This window comes from Lentibacter algarum (assembly GCF_018860975.1).
GTDB lineage: Bacteria > Pseudomonadota > Alphaproteobacteria > Rhodobacterales > Rhodobacteraceae > Lentibacter > Lentibacter algarum_A.
Genome location: NZ_JAHKQI010000010.1, coordinates 1 through 12,869 on the forward strand (window position 1 = coordinate 1; position 12,869 = coordinate 12,869).

Sequence of the window (12,869 nt, forward strand, 5' to 3'; positions counted from 1 at the left end):
GAAATTGGGGGCTAGACAGGATCATCGCACTGTATTTCAACCACCGAAACAAGCGCCTGCGGGCCCAGCTCTCTGATCTCTCGCACCAAACGCTTGATCCGCTGTGTATGCCAGAGCAAAGCTGCTTTCTGGCGAAAATCGAGCGTCAGACTCATAGCTGCGTGCCCTCTTCAATTTGTATGACTATGCTCTTGTTATTTTACAAAGTTCAGAGCATTGGCTGATCTTGCCGTTCACCTTGTTACAGTATAACAATCATATTCAGCAGAAAACCACAACCCGGAGCAATCGCATGACCCATCCGATCCCAGTCACCCTGCTCACCGGCTTTCTTGGTGCTGGAAAAACAACGATTCTGAACCACCTTCTGCATGATCCCTCCGCAGGCCGTGTCGCTGTTGTGGTGAACGAATTCGGCGAAGCTGGCCTCGATCATGACCTGATCGAAGAGGCCGCGGAAGACGTGGTTCTGATGCCCGCCGGATGCATTTGCTGCACAATTCGAGGGGATCTGACCAGAACGCTTATTTCCTTGCTCGCAAGACGCACCCGGGGTGAGCTTCCCTTTGATCGCGTTGTGATAGAAGCGACAGGCCTGGCCGATCCGGGCCCGATCCACCACACGCTTTTGGTTGATCGGGTATTGGCGCCAAATTTCGCGCTCGACGGTATTGTAACCGCCGTCGACGCCGTGCTCGGCACATCTACGCTACAACGCCATGAAGAGGCACAAACACAAGTCGCAATGGCCGACCGTATTGTGCTGACAAAATGCGATCTGGCAGACAACGCCACGATCAAAGCGCTCGCCGCGCGGCTTGATCAGCTTAACCCTGGCGCACGACGCATTACCGCCAATAAAGGTGCAGTGCCCTCTGGCGAATTGTTCGGAATCGGTGCGCTGCGCCGCTCGATAGAGCCGGATCATGCCCTAAACTGGCTGGCAGCCCCCGCACCCGCGGCTGACCCATTAGCCGGCCTTTCAGGAATGACCCTCCCGAAGAAAGACCCGATACTTGATCTCGCCGCGCCCTCGCACCATGCCTCCGATGATCGGATTGCCACAGCCTCGATCACAATAGATGAACCAATTCCGGCACAGGTTTTTGACTTCTGGCTTGATACTTTGATCTCCCTTAGAGGGCCTGACATCCTGCGAATGAAGGGGATCGTACATATTGAGGATGTGCCCAAACCTTTTGTGTTTCACGGCGTGCAACACATTTTCGAGCCCCCCGTGCCGCTCGAGAGCTGGCCAGACGGCAACCTCACCAGCCGCGTGGTTGTTATCGCGCGTGACATTTCTAAAGCCGACCTCGAAGAGAGCCTTTCCGTTTTGCACATGCGCCCGAAACAAGGCGATGACGCCGGTGGCCTGTCCGAGCACAGCCTGCCGACACCGTAACTCCATCAGATCATCACAAAACGAAGTCTGGGTTTTGCACCGCTGCGGTCGCGGAACGAATGCCTGCCTGCATGCATGAGCAGGTTATTCGTCCACGCGGTTCGTTTCATGCAAAGCCTGCGTGACACCTTCAAGACCCGCCCCCATTGCGCGATAATATGCAGCATAATCAGCAACACGCCTACGTGGCCCCACTTCTGATGCCGGAATGGTGTTGAGCGACTCCTCGATATCTCCTGCCGCACGATGCATCCGCATAGCAGCGGCTTCCACCATGTTTGCAAAAGCGTTATCAAGCACTTGGAAGTAGTCTTGCCTGTCGCCAGCCTTCGATACCCGCTTGATGAGCTGCTGGGTTTCCAGAATGCGCACGCTTGAGCTCACGCTGCCACGGCTGACTTGCAGCGCTGTTGCCAACTCGCCGAACGACACCCGATCGCCGTCATACAGCAACATTGCCAGAACGCGCCCGGCAATACGCGGCACACCTTCCGATTGGGCGATGATGCCGATTTTTTCAATGAATTCTGCGCGTGCCTCCTCGGCAGCGTGCACATCCCTGATTTTGGTCAAACCGCTTCTCCCGAAGTGCTGTTTTAACCATTCCTAGCTTCTGGACAGCGCCCCGTCCAGTGCGTTCAGTTTAGAGTGAACTTAGACCAGAGACGGCAGCCAAAGCACGATCCCCGGGAATGCAACAAGCCCCGCGATGGTAAACGCGTCTGCAATGAAGAACGGCGTCACGCCTTTGAAAACGTCCTGCACTGTAAGGTCATCACGCACGCCAGCGACCACAAAACAGTTGAGGCCAATGGGCGGGGTGATCAAACAGAACTCGGCCATCTTGACCACCAGAATGCCGAACCAAATGGCACACATCGGGCCCGACATACCGAACGCGCTGTCAGCAGCCGCGACTGTTTCACCGCCGTTAAGCGCCATAACCGCTGGGTAAACCACAGGGAGCGTCAGCAGCAACATACCGATCGCATCCATGAACATGCCAAGCACCGCATAGGCCAGAAGAATGCAGATCAAGATCAGCATCGGCGACATTTCAAGCGTGGTGATCCAGTCGGCAAAAGCACCGGGCAAATCAGCAAAACCAAGGAAACGCACGTAGATCAGAACGCCCCAGATGATAGTGAAAATCATCACCGTCAGCTTGGCAGTTTCGAGCAGTGCCAGCTTGAGTTGTGGCCAGCGCATCCCGCGGTAAAGCGCCATCAGGAAGACAACGAATGCGCCCACAGCACCGCCCTCGGTCGGCGTGCCCCAAGCATCGCCAAATGGGTTGTATACAAAGAAGATGATGATCACGACGACCATCACAATAGGCAGTGCCGGTGGCAGGCTTTCAAAGCGCTCACGCCATGTGAAGCCGGACACAGGCGGGCCAACGTTCTTGAACACCATGGCGATACCGATGATCAGCCCCGCATAAATAACCGCCGAAAAGACACCCGGCACAAAGCCGGCGAGCAAGAGCTTGCCCACGTCTTGCTCAACAATGATGGCGTAGATCACCAAGATCGCCGAGGGTGGAATGAGGCTGGCCAAAGTGCCGCCCGCCGCAACGACACCCGCCGCGAATTGCTTGTTATAACCGATCTTGAGCATCTCCGGGATGGCGATACGGGCAAAAACCGCCGCCGTCGCCACACTTGCACCTGACACCGCAGCAAAGCCCGCTGTGGCGAAAACCGTGCTCACCGCCAAGCCGCCAGGCACCCAGGCGATCCAGCGTTTGCAGGCCTCAAACAGCGCCGTGGTGAGGCGTGCGTAATAGGCCAGATAGCCGATCAGAATGAAAACAGGGATAAGCGAAAGCACCTGCGCACTCACCTTTGAGTGCGGTGTCAAACCCGCGATCTTGACGCTGATCTGAAAGGCTTTCCAGAACTTGTCAGGCGCATAGTCAAAGCCGTTCCAGCGCAGCCAGACAAGGCCGACGAAGCCCGCCAAACCCGCTGCAAACGCCACACGCATGCCCAGAACAACAAGCACCAACATGCCCGCCGAAACCCAAAGGCCGATTGTGATAGGATCCATCAGTCAGCCCCTTCCATCGCTTCTGCTTCAAGCATCGCCTGTTCGGCCGCGCTTAGCGTTAGCGGCACAGCAACCGGCGCTTCAAGCCCGAGCACAAACGCGCGCGCGTAGCCAACGGCCTGCAAAACAAGCCGTAAAGACAGCACCGCAAAGGCCACAGGCACAACCAGCTTTGAAGGCCAGATCGGAAGCCCGATGTCGATAGAACTGTCACGGCTGCAAAACGGTCGCGAGCAATCAAACGAGCGGTCAAAATGCTCCCATGCGCCCCATGTGAGCGACAGAATGAGCACAAGTATCAGCAGCACAGTGATCAACTCAAACAGCCACAACAGCCGCCCTTTGAGGTTGCCTACCAACAGGTCCATCCTGATATGCGAGCCGTCTCGCTGAACATATGAAACGCCCATGATCGCGATAATCGGCATCGCGGCTTCGATGTAATCAACATAGCCCGCCAGCGGTGACTGAAAGAACTTCCGGCCAAAAACCGAGTAAGCTGCCAGAAACATCAGCGAGAAAATCGCCAAACCGCTGAGCAACGCGCAAAACCGCTCAACAGGCAACAACGCCCTGTCCAAACGGCTCAATAAACTGGAATCCTCCAGCACTGCAGCTGATCCTGCCATCTTCCCCCCACGACGCAAAAGAAAAGAGGCCCCCGCAAGGGAGCCTCGTAATGTTTGGCTTACTCGGCCATTTTGGCTTTTTCGAGCTCTGCGGCGACGAGGTCATACAGCTCTTGCGCCGGAAGGCCCTGTGCCGTCATGTCCGCAATCCACTGCTCGCGAATAGGATCAGCCGCAAGTTTTCGGAACTCGGCCAATTGCGATTCCTCAATATTGATCTTGTCGACGCTCTTCTCGGCGAGAATAGTGTCCCACTTCTTGAGCAGCTCACCGTAGTTGGCAAGGTAGTGATCAATCGCTTCAGGGATCGAGCTGTCAAGCGCTTCGCGTTCGGCATCCGACAGAGCTTCATAAGCATCAGTGTTGACCACAACCGGGCAGTTCACAGTGCCGGGGTTGAGGTTCGCAGTCCACCACGACGCTTTGTTGATCGTGCCAAAGCTCAGGTGCGCGTGTTGAGCAAAAGCAACCGTGTCTACAACGCCCGAGTCCATCGCCTGAAAGGCTTCACTCGCAGTTACAGATGTCGGAACCGCACCAATTGCCTTGAAAGCTTCGCCGATACCGCCGGTGGCACGTACGCGCATGCCTTCAAAGTCACTCAGCAGAACACGTGGCTCGCCTGTGCCAACAAGGTTGTATTGCGGCATGGGCGAAGTCATGATGATCTTGGCATTCCACTGGGCCATCTCTTCGATAACTGCAGGATGTTGATAAACAGCGTGGCTGATAGCAACTTCCTGCGCGAGGTTCTCGACACCAAGGAACGGCAGCTCAAGCACGGTGATCGCGCGGTTCTTGTCGCGGTGATAGCCGGCACAGAACTGCGCCATCTCGAAGGCACCGATCGAGATACCGTCAAGGTTCTCACGGTTCTTTGAGAGCCCGCCGTAGCTCACGTTGATCGTAAACTCGCCGTTGGTTTTCTCGCTCACCAGCTCGGCCAGCTTTTCAACATGTTCGGTAAACGCGCGGCGCTTGCCCCAAACAGACACGTTCCATTCGGTCGCGGCTGCTTCGGTCGCAAAGCTCAGTGCAACGGCCGCAACGGCCGTTTTCGCTAGATAATTCATGGTGTTCTCCCTTAAGTCCGGCCTTTCGCGGCCAGTATACACATGAAACTAGCGCGGCTTCCCTCACTTGCCAACCCCCGCTTGCAGGCGCCCCCAACAATCGCCTTTCTAGCGCTTTTCTAATTGCCCACAGCGCTCTATAGTCGGCCTCAGAAAATTTCATTGCAGCAAAACTGCAATTCTTAGGGGGCACCGGGTCATGGCACATATCATCGTTGTGGGCAACGAAAAGGGCGGCGCTGGCAAGTCGACGGTCAGCATGCATATCGCAACGGCCCTGGCTCGTATGGGGCACCAAACTGCGGTGCTTGATCTTGATCTGCGGCAGAAAACCATTGGCCGCTATCTGGAAAACCGCGAAGCCTATCTGGCGACACTTGGCTTTGATCTGCCGTCGCCCGAGTATCACGAGCTTCCCGAGATCGACAAATCAAGCCTCAAGCCGGGTGAGAACATCTATGACCACCGCCTTTCCGCCGCCGTCGCCACACTCGAACCTGACAACGATTTCATCCTGATCGACTGCCCCGGCTCGCACACGCGGCTTAGCCAAGTCGCCCACTCGCTGGCCGACACGCTGGTCACCCCGCTCAACGACAGTTTCATCGACTTTGATTTGTTGGCCCATATCGACGCCGAGGGCGAAAAGATCAGCGGCCCCTCGGTCTACTCCGAGATGGTCTGGGCTGCACGACAACTGCGCGCGCAAGCTGGCCTCAAACCGATCGACTGGATCGTGATGCGCAACCGCCTCGGCGCGCAACGCATGGTCAACAAAGACAAGATGGAACGTGCAGTTAGTAGGCTCGCCAAGCGCATCGGCTTTCGTGTCGCGCCGGGCTTTAACGAGCGGGTGATCTTCCGAGAGCTCTTCCCAAGGGGCCTCACCTTGCTCGACCTCAAAGATGTCGGTGTGCAAAAGCTCAACATTTCAAATGTCGCGGCACGCCAAGAGCTGCGCGACATGATGAAGTCGCTCAACCTGCCCGGCGTCAGCATCAACTTCTGATGACAACCGCCTCAAATTTCGACATTTTCCTCATTTGCCCTCCTGGGCTCGAGCCGCTTTTGGCCGCAGAAGCAAAGGAATCTGGCTTTGCCCCTGCCAAGGCTGTTTCCGGCGGTGTCGAGGTGCAAGGCGGCTGGCCAGAGGTCTGGCGCGCCAACCTTATGCTGCGCGGCGCTGTTCGCGTTCTGGTGCGCATCGGTGGCTTTCGTGCCTTTCACCTCGCCCAGCTCGACAAGCGCGCCCGCAAATTTCCATGGGCCGAGTTCCTGCGCCCCGACGTGCCGTTGCGCGTTGAAGTCACCACCAACAAGCGCTCCAAAATCTACCACGCCAAGGCCGCTTCCGAGCGCATTGAACGCGCTATTTCAGAAGAACTCGGCGCACCGATCAGCAAAGAAGCTGCCTTGGTCTTGAAAGCACGGTTTGATGACAACCTCGTCACCTTCTCGCTCGATACATCCGGCGAGAGCCTGCACAAACGCGGCTTCAAACCCGCCGTCAACAAAGCTCCGATGCGCGAAACTCTGGCTGCCATGTTCCTACGTGACTGCGGCTACGACGGCAGCTTTCCGGTGCTTGACCCGATGTGCGGCTCGGGCACTTTTGTGATAGAGGCCGCCGAGCGCGCCCTTGGCCTCGCCCCCGGCCGCACCCGCAGCTTTTCCTTTGAAAACCTCGCCAGCTTTGATCCTGAGGTTTGGGATGAAATGCGCGCAGGCGTCACGCCCAAACCAACCGACCAGCGCTTTTACGGATCCGACCGGGATCAAGGCGCAATCACCATGAGCCAGCGCAACGCCGAGGCCGCAGGTGTAAGCGAGATCACCGACTTCGCCTGCACGCCAATCACAGCGCTCAAAGCCCCTGAAGGGCCAAAGGGGCTGGTTATAATCAACCCGCCCTACGGCGCGCGGATAGGCAACAAAAAGCCGCTCTACGCCCTGCACGCCGCCCTTGGCACGACACTCAAAGCCGAGTTCAAAGGTTGGCGCGTGGGCTTGATCACCTCCGAAGCGGGCCTTGCTAAAACCACAGGCCTGCCCTTCAAAGCCGGCCCCTACGTGCCGCATGGTGGCCTCAAAGTCAGGCTCTACCAGTGCGACGCGCTCTGAGCAGCAGCACCGCATTCGACACCAGCAAAGCCCCGATCACAACAGCTCCGCCGATCAACGCATAGCCGCCCGGATCTTCGCCCAGCGCATACTACACCAGCAAAGGTGCCAGCACCGATTCCAGCAAAATCAGCAAAGCCACTTCCGCCGACGAGATATACCTCGGCCCCAAGGCCAGCCCGATCGAACTGATGGCAATAAACCCCCCATGCAACACCGCAAGGTTGATCTGCCCGCTCGGCAAGACAGTCGGCGTCACAAATGGCCACAGCACAACAGCCGCTGCCAGGTAGGCAACCGGCAGCATCGGCACCATCGACACGCTGCGCAAACTGCGCGCCGCCGTTAAAGCCACCGCGAAAATCACTGAAACCGCAAGCGCATAAGCGTCTCCGACAAGGCTCGTCCCCTCGGTCTCACCCGAGCCGTAGACAATGATGCCAAGGCCAACAAACACCGCCGCCATCGTCAGGATCATCCGCAGCCTGATCGGCTCGGATAGAAAAACACGGCTGATCAGCGCCGAAAACACCGGCATCGACGCCAGAATGATAACCACATTGGCAACGCTGGTATGCCTGACAGCCAGCGCAAACAACACGCCGGTGCTGCCCATCGCGACAAGATAAACCAGCGATATCCAGCCCCCCGAGAAGGCCTTTCTGATCCCGCTCAAACCGTAAACCGGCAGCACATAGACCAGCAGCAACGCACCACAAGTCAGCGAGCGCCAGAAAGATATCTCAATGGGCGGCGCATCCAACAGCCGCACAAACAGCGAATCAGGGATAACAAATAGAACCCCGACAAGCGTAATAAGTAGCCCCTTGAGATGATCAGGCAATCGGCTCATGTCATACGTGCCAAGTGCCGCAACATCTGCCTGAGCTTGGCAATGTCCTCAGGCGAAAACTGCTCGGCCAGTCCGGCATCATACTCTTTGGCCACACTGCGCAGATCAACATAAGCCGCCTGTCCAGCCGCCGTTAGCGTCAGATACTCGAGCCGCCTGTCAGCTTCATCGCGTTGGCGCGTCAGCAACCGCCTCTCTTCAAGCTTAGCAACCGCGCGGCTGATCTTTGTTTTGTGCATTTTGGTACGCTCGCCAATTTCCTTAGCGCTCAGCGTGCCATAGATACCAAGGTGAAACAGCACCCGCCACTCCGTGCGCAACATGCCGTAACGGTCTTTATAGATCCGCTGAAAAGCAAGGCTGCTCTCTTCCGCCGCCTGATTGAGCAGATAGGGGAGAAAACCCTGCAATTGAAAATCATCTTTTTGTGTCATATCGCCTCTCTTCTTCTTGTTAGTTACAAAATCAACCGTTAACAATGCAACTATTATTTTGAGGAGACTGCCATGACCAACCAAACCTCCCCCCGCAAGATGACGCAAGCACCGAGCCCCGAAGGCCCGCATGCCGGGTACATGCCCGGCTTTGGAAACGACTTTGAAACCGAGGCCCTGCCCGGCGCATTGCCCCAGGGCATGAACTCACCGCAGAAATGCAACTACGGCCTCTATGGCGAGCAGCTTTCCGGCACGGCCTTTACAGCGCCGTCCCATCAGAACGAGCGCACATGGTGCTACCGCATCCGCCCGAGTGTAAAGCACTCACACCGCTACGAAAAAATTGATCTTCCCTATTGGAAATCTGCACCCAACGTTGTGCCTGATGTCACGTCTCTCGGCCAATATCGCTGGGATCCTGTGCCCCATTCCGACACGCCGCTCACGTGGCTCACAGGCATGCGCACGATGACAACAGCGGGTGACGTTAACACCCAAGTCGGCATGGCCACACATATCTATCTCGTGACCGAAAGCATGGAAGACGAATACTTCTTCTCGGCGGACAGCGAGATGCTTGTCGTGCCCCAAGAAGGCCGTTTGCGATTCTCTACCGAGTTGGGAATCATCGACATCGCCCCGCAAGAAATCGCCATCATCCCGCGTGGTCTTGTCTATCGCGTCGAGGTGCTGGAAGGCCCGGCGCGTGGCTTCGTCTGCGAAAACTACGGCCAGAAGTTCGAACTCCCCGGTCGCGGCCCCATCGGCGCCAACTGCATGGCCAACCCGCGTGACTTCAAAACTCCTGTGGCGGCATTTGAAGACCGCGAAGTGCCCTCGACCGTAACAATCAAATGGTGCGGCCAGTTCCACGAAACCAAGATTGGCCAGTCGCCGCTCGACGTCGTCGCTTGGCACGGCAACTACGCCCCGCTCAAGTATGACCTCAGCACATATTGCCCCGTCGGCGCGATCCTGTTTGATCACCCCGACCCCAGCATTTTCACCGTGCTCACCGCGCCGTCCGGCCAAGAAGGCACCGCCAACATTGACTTTGTTCTTTTCCGCGAACGCTGGATGGTCGCCGAAGACACCTTCCGCCCGCCTTGGTATCACAAAAACATCATGTCCGAGCTGATGGGCAACATCTACGGCCAGTATGACGCCAAGCCAAAGGGCTTCATCCCCGGTGGTGTGTCACTGCACAACATGATGCTGCCCCACGGCCCCGACAAGAACGCTTTTGAAGGTGCCAGCAATGCCGACTTGAAGGCCGAGAAGCTCGACAATACCATGAGTTTCATGTTCGAAACCCGTTTCCCGCAACACCTCACTGCTTTCGCTGGCAAAGAGGCTCCGCTGCAGGACGACTACATCGACTGCTGGACAGACATGGAAAAGAAATTCGACGGCACACCCGGCAAGAAATAGAACTCAGCGGCGCGCAGAAAATGCGCGCCCGACACCCACTCCGACGGGTGTGTTTTCGAGCACACCAAATTGACAAGGAACACCTATGACACTTCTCAAATCTTGGGTCACCTCGGCCAACACCGCCGATCACCCCTTCCCGCTCAACAACCTGCCTTACGGCGTGTTCTCAACCGGTGAAGACGACCCGCGCTGTGGCGTGGCCATCGGCGACATGATCCTTGATATGGCTCAAGCCGAAGCAACCGGCCTCATCACCCTCGGTGAAACAGCCTACTTCGATGTGCCCTTCTGGAACGAAGTTATGGAAGACGGCCCCGCGCTCTGGTCAGCTCTGCGCAAACGCCTCACCGCGATCTTTGCTGAGGGTTCAGCCGATCAGGCCGCAGCCGAGGCGCTTCTCGTAGCCCGCGCCGACGCCGAACTCTACATGCCCTTCCTCGTTGCAGAATACACCGATTTCTACGCAGGTCGCCAACACGCCGAAAACATGGGCGCCATCCTTCGCGGCGGCCCCGAGCTTCCAGCAAACTGGTTGCACATCCCGATCGGTTATAACGGCCGCGCCTCCTCTGTTGTTGTCTCCGGCACCCCCGTGCGCCGCCCCCTCGGCCAAATGAAAGCACCAGACGCTGAGATGCCAAGCTTCGGCCCCTGTAAGCGCCTCGACATCGAACTCGAGCTCGGCGCAGTCGTCGGCACGGGCTGCGATGTCGGCTCAAACATCACCACCGAGCAAGCCGACGATATGATCTTCGGCTACGTGCTCCTGAATGACTGGTCAGCCCGCGATATCCAGGCTTGGGAATACCAGCCCCTCGGCCCGTTCCAAGGCAAAGCCTTCGGCACCTCGATCAGCCCCTGGATCGTCACCAAAGAGGCGCTGGAACCCTTCCGCACATCAGTGCCGCCACGCGATCACAAGCTGCTGCCCTACCTCACCGAAAGCAAACCCGGCCTCTATGACATCGAACTCGAAGTGCTCATGCAGCCCGAAGGCAGCGAGACCACAACAGCGCTTACGAAAACCAACTACAGCCGCATGTATTACTCGGCCGCTCAGCAACTCACCCATCACGCCGTCGGCGGTTGCGGCATGACCCCGGGCGATCTCCTGGGCTCCGGCACCATCTCCGGCCCGACCAAAACAGAATACGGCTCGCTGATGGAAATGGGCTGGGCCGGCAAGGAGCCCTTCACACTCGACAGCGGCGAACAGCGCAGCTGGCTTGAGGATGGCGACACCATGACCCTACGCGGCAACGCCCGCGGTAAGGGCTACACCATCGGCTTTGGCGACTGCGTGGGTCAAATCCTTCCCGCCCTCAAAGACCAGTTCAACAGCTAGCCTTTTTTCTTGGCTCAAATATCCCCGCCGGAGGCTTCAGCCCAAGCCTCCGGCACAGCATCAGTTCAGAAAGCCCGGCCTATGAAAACACTCCTGAAAACACTCGCCCTGTTGCTCTTGATGACAGGTACAGCTCAGGCGCAAAGCCGTATGGAGCTTGCCCGCCAGTATGTCGAGCTGCCTGCAGTGCAACAAATGATGCGCGACATGTTTTCGCCCGAGACAATGTATCTGCAAATGAAAGCCTCAATGCCGGCGGCAGCCAAAATCTCCAACGCCAAAAAGCGCCGGATCGGCAACGTGATGTCACAGGGCATGATGCAAGTGCTGCCCACGTTCAACAAAGTGATGATCCGCGAGTCCGCACGTGCCTTCACCAAAGCCGAGCTCAAAGCAATGGTCACTTTCTATTCATCCCCTGAAGGCGCATCAATCCTGCGCAAATCAACAGGCTTCATGAACAAATCACTCGCGAAGATCGCACCTCAAATGCAAGCCGTGCAAAAGGCTGTAACACCCGCAATCATCAATATATTGAAGGACTAAACCAATGGCAAAAGCATTCGCATCCCAAGGGGACATGACGGAAAAGAAAATCACTTTCGATGAGGTCGGCAAAGATATCTACGCCTTCACCGCCGAAGGCGACCCGAACTCAGGCATCATCATCGGTGACGAAAGCGTGATGATTGTCGAGGCGCAAGCAACCCCGCGCCTCGCCAATAAAGTCATCGAAAAAGTGCGCTCCGTCACCGACAAACCGATCAGCCACGTTGTGCTCACCCACTATCACGCCGTACGCGTGCTCGGTGCATCGGCCTACGGCGCAGACCAGATCATCATGGGCGACGCCGCCCGCGCAATGGTCGTCGAGCGTGGCCAGGAAGACTGGGACTCAGAGTTCCAACGCTTCCCCCGCCTGTTTGAAGGCCACGAGAGCATCCCTGGCCTCACCTATCCGACAACAACCTTCTCGGACGACATGACAGTCTACCTCGGCAACCGCCGGATCGACCTTATGCACCTTGGCCGCGCCCACACAGCCGGCGACATCGTCATTCACGTGCCGGACGAAAACGTCATGTTCACCGGTGACATCGTTGAATACCACTCGGCCTGCTACTGCGGCGATGGTCACTTCTCCGACTGGGGCCAAACGCTCGACAACATCGCCAGCTTTGACGTTGACGCCATCGCCCCCGGCCGTGGCGACGCGCTGGTTGGCAAAGAAATGGTCAACGCCGCCATTGAGAACACCCGCGACTTCGTGGAAAGCACCTACCGCCCTGCCTACAAAGTGGCGGCTCGCGGTGGCACATTGAAAGAAGCATGGGACGCCGTGCGCGCCGAATGTGACCCCAAGTTCGCCGACTACGCGATCTACGAGCACTGCCTGCCTTTCAACGTGGCGCGCGCGTTCGACGAAGCTCGCGGCATCGAAACCCCACGCATCTGGACCGCCGAACGCGATCTGGCCATGTGGGCCGATCTGCAAGGCTAAAACACCTTGGTCAGCGTAA

The 12,869-nt window shown here is 57.4% G+C and carries 14 protein-coding genes; 7 read left to right on the top strand and 7 right to left on the bottom strand.

Annotated features, from left to right (window positions below; all coding sequences use genetic code 11):
- Positions 1-11: 11 nt before the first annotated feature.
- A complete protein-coding gene (locus KO498_RS15300; protein WP_215960801.1) occupies positions 12-155 on the bottom strand; it encodes a hypothetical protein in 144 nt (47 codons plus the stop codon).
- Positions 156-292: 137 nt separating this feature from the next.
- Here KO498_RS15300 and KO498_RS15305 point away from each other — a divergent pair, with 137 nt between their 5' ends.
- A complete protein-coding gene (locus tag KO498_RS15305; protein ID WP_215960802.1) occupies positions 293-1,405 on the top strand; it encodes a CobW family GTP-binding protein in 1,113 nt (370 codons plus the stop codon).
- Between the two features lie 84 nt (positions 1,406-1,489).
- On the opposite strand, the gene KO498_RS15310 is transcribed toward KO498_RS15305, so the two are convergent.
- The 4 genes from KO498_RS15310 to dctP all read right to left on the bottom strand — a co-directional run bounded on the left by KO498_RS15310 (position 1,490) and on the right by dctP (position 5,159).
- Positions 1,490-1,978 carry a GbsR/MarR family transcriptional regulator gene (locus KO498_RS15310; protein WP_215960803.1) on the bottom strand — a complete coding sequence of 163 codons (489 nt, stop codon included), beginning with the start codon at positions 1,976-1,978 and terminating at the stop codon, positions 1,490-1,492.
- An 81-nt stretch (positions 1,979-2,059) separates the two neighbouring features.
- Positions 2,060-3,457: a TRAP transporter large permease gene (locus tag KO498_RS15315; protein WP_215960804.1), complete on the bottom strand. Its 1,398-nt coding sequence runs from the start codon at positions 3,455-3,457 to the stop codon at positions 2,060-2,062.
- Positions 3,457-4,086: a TRAP transporter small permease subunit gene (locus tag KO498_RS15320; RefSeq protein ID WP_215960805.1), complete on the bottom strand. Its 630-nt coding sequence runs from the start codon at positions 4,084-4,086 to the stop codon at positions 3,457-3,459. The genes KO498_RS15315 and KO498_RS15320 overlap by 1 nt, the downstream gene beginning before the upstream one ends.
- A 59-nt stretch (positions 4,087-4,145) precedes the next feature.
- Complete coding sequence (dctP, locus tag KO498_RS15325) at positions 4,146-5,159, bottom strand: TRAP transporter substrate-binding protein DctP (RefSeq protein ID WP_215960806.1); 1,014 nt, start codon at positions 5,157-5,159, stop codon at positions 4,146-4,148.
- A gap of 199 nt (positions 5,160-5,358) precedes the next feature.
- On the opposite strand from dctP, the gene KO498_RS15330 reads away from it, so the two are divergent.
- Both KO498_RS15330 and KO498_RS15335 read left to right on the top strand, forming a co-directional pair.
- Positions 5,359-6,168 carry a division plane positioning ATPase MipZ gene (locus KO498_RS15330; RefSeq protein ID WP_215960807.1) on the top strand — a complete coding sequence of 270 codons (810 nt, stop codon included), beginning with the start codon at positions 5,359-5,361 and terminating at the stop codon, positions 6,166-6,168.
- Positions 6,168-7,280 (top strand): THUMP domain-containing class I SAM-dependent RNA methyltransferase, encoded by a 1,113-nt coding sequence (locus KO498_RS15335; protein WP_215960808.1) that lies wholly within the window; start codon positions 6,168-6,170, stop codon positions 7,278-7,280. Before KO498_RS15330 ends, KO498_RS15335 begins: the two co-directional genes overlap by 1 nt.
- 91 nt (positions 7,281-7,371) lie before the next feature.
- Here the strand turns inward: KO498_RS15335 and KO498_RS15340 are convergent, their stop codons facing one another.
- Complete coding sequence (locus tag KO498_RS15340) at positions 7,372-8,133, bottom strand: DMT family transporter (RefSeq protein WP_354667672.1); 762 nt, start codon at positions 8,131-8,133, stop codon at positions 7,372-7,374.
- Positions 8,130-8,567 carry a MarR family winged helix-turn-helix transcriptional regulator gene (locus KO498_RS15345; protein ID WP_215960809.1) on the bottom strand — a complete coding sequence of 146 codons (438 nt, stop codon included), beginning with the start codon at positions 8,565-8,567 and terminating at the stop codon, positions 8,130-8,132. Before KO498_RS15345 ends, KO498_RS15340 begins: the two co-directional genes overlap by 4 nt.
- Before the next feature lie 72 nt (positions 8,568-8,639).
- Between KO498_RS15345 and hmgA the strand changes: the two genes are divergently transcribed.
- The 4 genes from hmgA to KO498_RS15365 all read left to right on the top strand — a co-directional run bounded on the left by hmgA (position 8,640) and on the right by KO498_RS15365 (position 12,850).
- Positions 8,640-10,001, top strand: coding sequence for a homogentisate 1,2-dioxygenase (gene hmgA, locus KO498_RS15350; protein WP_215960810.1), 1,362 nt, complete (start codon positions 8,640-8,642; stop codon positions 9,999-10,001).
- 85 nt (positions 10,002-10,086) lie between these two features.
- Positions 10,087-11,349 (top strand): fumarylacetoacetase, encoded by a 1,263-nt coding sequence (gene fahA / locus KO498_RS15355; protein ID WP_215960811.1) that lies wholly within the window; start codon positions 10,087-10,089, stop codon positions 11,347-11,349.
- Positions 11,350-11,430: 81 nt separating this feature from the next.
- Entirely contained in the window at positions 11,431-11,895 is a 465-nt protein-coding gene (locus KO498_RS15360; protein WP_215960812.1) for a DUF2059 domain-containing protein, read from the top strand.
- A 4-nt stretch (positions 11,896-11,899) separates the two neighbouring features.
- Entirely contained in the window at positions 11,900-12,850 is a 951-nt protein-coding gene (locus tag KO498_RS15365; RefSeq protein ID WP_215960813.1) for an MBL fold metallo-hydrolase, read from the top strand.
- Positions 12,851-12,869 lie beyond the last annotated feature (19 nt).

What these genes read in the sequence shown, in the direction of transcription:
- KO498_RS15300 (WP_215960801.1), bottom strand. Translation starts at nt 155, where the DNA reads ATGAGTCTGACGCTCGATTTTCGCCAGAAAGCAGCTTTGCTCTGGCAT.
- KO498_RS15305 (WP_215960802.1), top strand. Translation starts at nt 293, where the DNA reads ATGACCCATCCGATCCCAGTCACCCTGCTCACCGGCTTTCTTGGTGCT.
- KO498_RS15315 (WP_215960804.1), bottom strand. Translation starts at nt 3,457, where the DNA reads ATGGATCCTATCACAATCGGCCTTTGGGTTTCGGCGGGCATGTTGGTG.
- KO498_RS15320 (WP_215960805.1), bottom strand. Translation starts at nt 4,086, where the DNA reads ATGGCAGGATCAGCTGCAGTGCTGGAGGATTCCAGTTTATTGAGCCGT.
- dctP (WP_215960806.1), bottom strand. Translation starts at nt 5,159, where the DNA reads ATGAATTATCTAGCGAAAACGGCCGTTGCGGCCGTTGCACTGAGCTTT.
- KO498_RS15330 (WP_215960807.1), top strand. Translation starts at nt 5,359, where the DNA reads ATGGCACATATCATCGTTGTGGGCAACGAAAAGGGCGGCGCTGGCAAG.
- KO498_RS15335 (WP_215960808.1), top strand. Translation starts at nt 6,168, where the DNA reads ATGACAACCGCCTCAAATTTCGACATTTTCCTCATTTGCCCTCCTGGG.
- KO498_RS15340 (WP_354667672.1), bottom strand. Translation starts at nt 8,133, where the DNA reads ATGAGCCGATTGCCTGATCATCTCAAGGGGCTACTTATTACGCTTGTC.
- KO498_RS15345 (WP_215960809.1), bottom strand. Translation starts at nt 8,567, where the DNA reads ATGACACAAAAAGATGATTTTCAATTGCAGGGTTTTCTCCCCTATCTG.
- hmgA (WP_215960810.1), top strand. Translation starts at nt 8,640, where the DNA reads ATGACCAACCAAACCTCCCCCCGCAAGATGACGCAAGCACCGAGCCCC.
- fahA (WP_215960811.1), top strand. Translation starts at nt 10,087, where the DNA reads ATGACACTTCTCAAATCTTGGGTCACCTCGGCCAACACCGCCGATCAC.
- KO498_RS15360 (WP_215960812.1), top strand. Translation starts at nt 11,431, where the DNA reads ATGAAAACACTCCTGAAAACACTCGCCCTGTTGCTCTTGATGACAGGT.
- KO498_RS15365 (WP_215960813.1), top strand. Translation starts at nt 11,900, where the DNA reads ATGGCAAAAGCATTCGCATCCCAAGGGGACATGACGGAAAAGAAAATC.